This window comes from Bartonella jaculi, from assembly GCF_039543045.1.
Classification (GTDB): domain Bacteria; phylum Pseudomonadota; class Alphaproteobacteria; order Rhizobiales; family Rhizobiaceae; genus Bartonella; species Bartonella jaculi.
Map to the genome: position 1 here is coordinate 26007 of NZ_BAABIZ010000009.1, position 6401 is coordinate 32407.

3 protein-coding genes and 3 pseudogenes are annotated in these 6401 nt (G+C 40.7%); 1 reads left to right on the top strand and 5 read right to left on the bottom strand.

Annotated features, from left to right (window positions below; translation table 11 throughout):
* Positions 1-31 precede the first annotated feature (31 nt).
* Positions 32-688, bottom strand: coding sequence for a carbonic anhydrase (locus tag ABD915_RS05110; RefSeq protein ID WP_345116088.1), 657 nt, complete (start codon positions 686-688; stop codon positions 32-34).
* Between the two features lie 252 nt (positions 689-940).
* On the opposite strand from ABD915_RS05110, the gene ABD915_RS05115 reads away from it, so the two are divergent.
* Positions 941-5629, top strand: coding sequence for an NAD-glutamate dehydrogenase (locus tag ABD915_RS05115; protein WP_345116154.1), 4689 nt, complete (start codon positions 941-943; stop codon positions 5627-5629).
* Positions 5630-5646: 17 nt separating this feature from the next.
* Here ABD915_RS05115 and ABD915_RS05120 read toward each other — a convergent pair.
* The 4 genes and pseudogenes from ABD915_RS05120 to ABD915_RS05135 form a co-directional block, all read right to left on the bottom strand.
* Positions 5647-5775, bottom strand: a pseudogene (locus ABD915_RS05120) (DUF2125 domain-containing protein); the annotation flags it as partial.
* A 50-nt stretch (positions 5776-5825) separates the two neighbouring features.
* Complete coding sequence (locus ABD915_RS05125; protein WP_345116165.1) at positions 5826-5987, bottom strand: hypothetical protein; 162 nt, start codon at positions 5985-5987, stop codon at positions 5826-5828.
* Between the two features lie 17 nt (positions 5988-6004).
* A pseudogene (locus ABD915_RS05130) lies at positions 6005-6133 on the bottom strand (DUF2125 domain-containing protein); the annotation flags it as partial.
* Positions 6134-6183: 50 nt separating this feature from the next.
* Positions 6184-6401, bottom strand: a pseudogene (locus ABD915_RS05135) (hypothetical protein); the annotation flags it as partial.

Below are 6401 nucleotides of genomic sequence, written 5' to 3' on the forward strand. Positions count from 1 at the left end.
ATCATACAATACTTTTAAAAGACAGCAAACATTACACTTCATCTTCTCCAACCTCAACACGCACAAAACAACCTGTTTCCTGTTCCATATTCCATAATTCACCGCTTGAGATATCAAACCACACCCCGTGTAGTGTCAAAATACCCTGCTCTTTTCGTGTTTTTATCCACGGAAATGTTTCTAAATTCCTCAACGAATAACGAATAGAAAGCTGCTCTAATGCGGTCTGCTGCTCTGGCAATGTCAGAGATTCATTGCTAATAACTGTTTGTGCTGCTGGTGCTAAAAGACTTATCCATTGACCAATAAAATCATTTGACGATAAAGACTTGCACGTCCCCTTAAGAGCAGTGCTCACCCCCCCACAGTGGGCATGACCAAAAACAACAATATGCTTAACCTCAAGCAATTGCACGGCATGTTCAATCGCCGCTGATGTTGCATGATATTGATTATCAGGAGAAAAAGGGGGAACCAAATTTGCCACGTTGCGTAGAGTAAAAATTTCACCTGGTTTCGCATCAAAAATTGTTTCTGGTACTGCCCGCGAATCACAACAAGCAATGACCAAAACTTCAGGTTTCTGTCCTTCAAGCGCCAATTGCTGATAATGTGCTGTTTTATATGAAAAATGATTTTTTACAAAGGACCAGTAACCATTGAGCAGTCTTTCTGGCAAACGCGTCATTCTCTATTTACTTTCATTTTGTATATCTTAAAGAACAAACTATTAACATACAAAAATACTAAAATGTCCTTTCATAGATGCAAGATATTGCCCTAGAATAACAGATTATTACTGTAAAATGGAAAAAACAAATTTATCCTCTCCAAATAAATAACTATTGTCTTTAGGAAGAAGATGTTACAGTGTAAAGTATGATATAATGGTCTGTTTCTATGAAAACAAAGGTCCTAGAGGCAAAAAGGGAAGATGATTGTGTTACAACAAAAAGTATCAGAAACAAAAAGCAACCAAGATAAAATAGAACAGATTCTTTTTGCTCATACCGATAAAGAAGATATAGCCTGTTACGAAAGTAAAGAGCTTCAAAAAGCCGTCATCACTGCCATTAACGCATTTAATCTTCATAAGGCAGGAAAAAGTATCCTCTGCTTTGAACAAAGTTTGACGCGCAATAACAAGCCTATAACGGTTATCACACTTGTCAACGATAACAAACCCTTCCTCCTTGATTCTATTTTAAATGTCTTTAATCAGCACAAGAACCACATTTATTTGATTGCACACCCTGTTCTTGATTGTGCCTCTGGACAACGCATCAGTCTGATGCAAATCCATATCGAATCCTTAAATAAACAGCAGATACAAAAACTTAAAGATGAACTTACTCTAGTCCTTGAACAAGTCAACGCCGCCGTTCAAGACTGGCAACCTATGCTTGAAGAAATTAAAAAGCATATCTCTGCCTATCAGACAAGCCTCCCCCCACACTACAAACAAGAAGGCGAAAAAGCCATTGAATTTCTTAACTGGCTGATGGACAATAACTTCATCTTCCTAGGCATGCGCACTTATAATTTCATCAAAAACCAAGAACCCACAAAAGCCTTTACAACGAGTGACATTGAACTAGGTATTCTGACCGATGCCTCTATTCGTATTATTGGCGATGCACGCGTGGAAGAACCTCCCCAAGAGATCCTCTCCTTTATGGAAAGTGATAATCTGCTTATTGTAACGAAAGCCAACAGTCGCTCAAAAATTCACCGCCCTATTTGGCTTGATTATATTGGTCTTAAAATCTTTGATAAAGAAGGGGGGCTATGTGGAGAATTGCGCATTGTAGGATTGTTTACCTCCTCAGCTTATACGCGCTCTATTTTGCAAATCCCTTTCTTAAAAGAAAAAGCCAAAACCATCATTCAACGGCTTGGATACAATCGCGCTGACTACTCTGGAAAATCACTCATCAGTGTTTTAGAAACCTATCCAAGAGATGAAATGTTTCGCTCTGATATTGACACATTGACGGAAAATGCCAAACTTATCATGCAATTAGATGAGCGCCCACGTTTGCGGGTACTTGCCCATACGGATTCTTTTGGGCGCTTTGTTTCTATACTTGTCTATGTGCCGCGTGACCAATACAGCAGCAACATTCGCGAAAAAGTTGGCGAATATTTTGTTGAGCTCTATAAAGGTGATTTCTTTGAATCCTATCCCCTGTTTTTGGAAAGCCCTCTTATACGTGTCTATTACATCATTCATCGCAAAGGGAGCGAAAGTGCTCCTCTTATTGAGCGCACCACGCTTGAACAACATGTACGTTCTATAGCACGAAGTTGGGAAGAGTGTGTACAAACCATAGCTCTTACCCGTACAACCACAGAGCAACAAACGCGTTTAGCCAGCCAATTTCCTAACAGCTACCGTGACTTATTTTCAGCTGAAGAAGCCATTGAAGATGCCGGACATATTTTAAGTCTTCATGATAAAAAACCTCTTTTTGTTACTTTTTACCACGCGCACAACAAAGAAAAACGAAGCATTTCTCTCCGGCTTTTTCACCGCCATGAAGCACTAGCCCTTTCCAAGCGTGTACCACTTCTTGAAAATATGGGTTTTCGGGTCATTGCTGAGCAAACACTTGAATTACCAGATGGCAACGGAGACTCTGTATATCTTCATGATATGCAACTAGAAAGCGCCTTTCATCTCTGTATCGATTTCGATAAGAGCGGTCAAAAGCATGCCGAAACATTCGAAGCTATTTGGTCTCAAAATGCTGATAATGATGCCTTTAATGCTTTAACGCAAACAGCAGGGCTTGATTGGCGTGAAATTATCATTTTGCGCCATTATGGACGCTATCTCCAACAAGCTGGAATTCCTTATTCACAAGATCGTGTTGCCCAAACTTTAAACGCCTATCCTGACATTACCCAAGATCTTTATGCGTTGTTTCATTTGAAATTTCACCAAAGCCATACAGAAAAAGAACGAGTAAAAAACCAACAGGTCATTCAACAACGCATTGAAGAAAAATTACAGAAAGTATCTGGTTTAGATGATGATCTGATTTTACGCCGTTATCGTAATCTTATTGATGCAAGTTTACGAACCAATGCCTTTACCCCTCTTGCAAATGGTAGTCCACGGCGTATTTTAGCAACCAAGTTAGATCCACGCCAAATTGAAGGCTTACCGGAACCGCGTCCTTATAGAGAAATTTTTGTTTATGGGCCAGAAGTTGAAGGAGTTCATTTACGCTTTGGTCCTATAGCCCGCGGTGGAATCCGTTGGTCCGATCGTGCACTCGATTATCGCACTGAAGTGCTCAGCTTAGTTAAGGCCCAACAAGTCAAAAATGCAGTTATCGTTCCTGTTGGCGCAAAAGGTGGATTTTACCCTCATCGCCTTCCCCAAACGAATGATCGTACCGTAATCATAGAAGCCGCACGACAAGCTTATATTGACTTTATAACGGCTTTGCTTTCCATCACTGACAATCTTGTCAACGGCAAAATAAGCGCTCCTCATGACATCATCTGCCATGATGACCATGACCCTTATTTTGTCGTCGCTGCTGACAAAGGCACAGCAACCTTTTCTGATACAGCCAACGCTATCAGCCAAGCGAACCACTTCTGGCTCGATGATGCTTTTGCCTCTGGAGGTTCAGCAGGCTATGACCATAAAGCCATTGGGATTACAGCCAAAGGTGCATGGGAAGCGGTTAAAAGACATTTTCGAGAATCCTTTAATCACGATATTCAAACAACTCCCTTTAGCTGTGTCGGGGTTGGTGACATGTCTGGTGATGTTTTTGGCAATGGAATGCTCCTTTCCAAACAAACAAAACTTATCGCCGCCTTTGATCACCGTGATATCTTTATCGATCCAGACCCAAACATATCTGAAAGCTATGCAGAACGCATGCGTCTCTTTCAACTACCTCGCTCAAGTTGGCAAGATTACGACCAAACAAAATTATCAAAGGGCGGTGGCATCTTCTCACGTACAGCAAAAACCATTACTCTCTCCCCCGAAGCAGCACAAGCCATTGGTTTTGAAAAACAAACGGGAACGCCCTTTGAAATTATCTCTGCGCTTCTCAAAGCGCCTGTTGATCTTTTATGGTTTGGCGGCATTGGTACTTATATTCGCGCAGCGACAGAAACCGATGCACAAGTAGGAGATCGTGCAAATGATGCGCTACGCATTACTGGTGAACAAGTTCGTGCAAAAGTTATTGGTGAAGGGGCTAATCTTGGTGTTACGCAACGTGGTCGGATTGAATATGTCTTAAACGGTGGGCGATGCAATACGGACGCCATTGATAACTCCGCAGGTGTTAATTGTTCAGATGTTGAGGTTAATATCAAAATTGTTTTGGCATCAGCACTTCGTGCAAAAACGCTTACCCGCGAAGCACGTGATGAACTTTTAAAAAAGATGACTCCACAAGTTGAACAATTAGTCCTGCGCAATAATTATTCGCAACCCCTTGCTCTCTCCTTAGCTGAAAGCCAAAGCATTGTTGATTTGCCTTATCAGATGCGTTTTATGCATGATTTGGAACAGAAAAATCTTTTGGATCGCAGAGTTGAAATTCTCCCTGATGAACAAATTTTGCGGCAAAGAATAACACAAGGTCAGGGTCTTATACGTCCAGAGCTCGCCGTTATTTTGGCATATGCTAAATTAACCCTAAAAGAAGAAATCGCCCACAGCCCTATTGTTGATGAGTGCTACTTTAACAAAATCTTATTGCATTATTTTCCGACTCAAATTCAGACAAGCTTTGAGAAAGAAATCATTAATCATCAGTTGCGTCGTAATATTATTGCAACACTCATTGCCAACGATATTGTAAATCGCGGAGGGCCTACTTTTGTTAATCGGCTACAAGATGCAACAGAACAAAAGATTGAAAATATTATTCGTGTTTTCATTGCGTTGTGTGATGGTTTTGAAATTCCTCAATTGTCTGATCAGATTGATAACCTTGATAATAAGATACCTGGTCTTATTCAAAATAAATTCTACGCAGCCATCACTTCAATGCTCTTTGAAACAACCAATTGGGGTTTGCGCCATATGGATCTCTCGACTCCATTAGAAGAGCTTGTAAAAACAATTAAGCAAGCCCGTAGCATTATTGAAAAACAACTTACGCATTCCAATGATAAAGATATCAATCAAAAAATTAAAGAAAAAGCGACACAATATAACGAAGAAGGAGCGCCAAAAGCTTTAGCAAAACAGTTGGCTCTCTTGGAAACTGCTCCAATAATTTGTGACATTTCTTTGATTGCAAAACAAAGCAACAGCGACCTTATTAAAACCGCAGAGATCTATTTCTCACTTGCTCAAATCATTCGTATAAACCGCATTAATGAAGCAAGCCAAACAATTCCTGTAGTTGATTATTATGACAGTATGGCCTTAAGCCAAGCTAAAGAAAATATTGCCGAAAGTTTACGGAAAATTGTTATAAAAATTCTGAAAAAGTATGGAGAAAAAGAAGATCCGTTTGCAGCTTGGATAAAAACAACAGAAGATCAAATTCACAACGTAACAAACCGCATCGGTGCCCTTATTGAAAACGATCTCAACATTTCTCGCTTTACCTTTGCAGCAGGTATGATTGCACAGCTTTAAAACGCTTCCTTTCAGACTTAAAGTGGTGCAAGGCGACCAAGTTTTAAAAACCCTAATTGTGCCCACCCATGGGTAATCAGCAAGGAGAGAACGGGGTGTCCGTCTACATTTTTAGGCATAGCACCCAAAATAAAAAATTGCGCTTTACCTTCGCAGTAAAGTTGAGGGCGCAATTTCAAAACGCTTCCTTTTAGACTTAAAGTGGTGCAAGGCGACCAAGTTTTAAAAACCCTAATTGTGCCCACCCATGGGTAATCAGCAAGGAGAGAACGGAGGTTCCGTCTGCATTTTTAGGCATAGCACCCAAAATAAAAAATTGCGCTTTACCTTCGCAGTAAAGTTGAGGGCGCAATTTCAAAACGCTTCCTTTCAGACTTAAAGTGGTGCAAGGCGACCAAGTTTTAAAAACCCTAATTGTGCCCACCCATGGGTAATCAGCAAGGAGAGAACGGGGTATCCGTCTGCATTTTTAGGCATAGCACCCAAAATAAAAAATTGCGCTTTACCTTCGCAGTAAAGTTGAGGGCGCAATTTCAAAACGCTTCCTTTCAGACTTAAAGTGGTGCAAGGCGACCAAGTTTTAAAAACCCTAATTGTGCCCACCCATGGGTAATCAGCAAGGAGAGAACGGGGTATCCATCTGCATTTTTAGGCATAGCACCCAAAATAAAAAATTGCGCTTTACCTTCGCAGTAAAGTTGAGGGCGCAATTTCAAAACGCTCCCTTTCAGACTTAAAGTGGTGCAAGGCGACCAAGTTTTAAAAACCCTAA

Excerpts from the sequence above, each read along its gene's own strand:
- ABD915_RS05110 (WP_345116088.1), bottom strand. The coding sequence starts at position 688 with ATGACGCGTTTGCCAGAAAGACTGCTCAATGGTTACTGGTCCTTTGTA.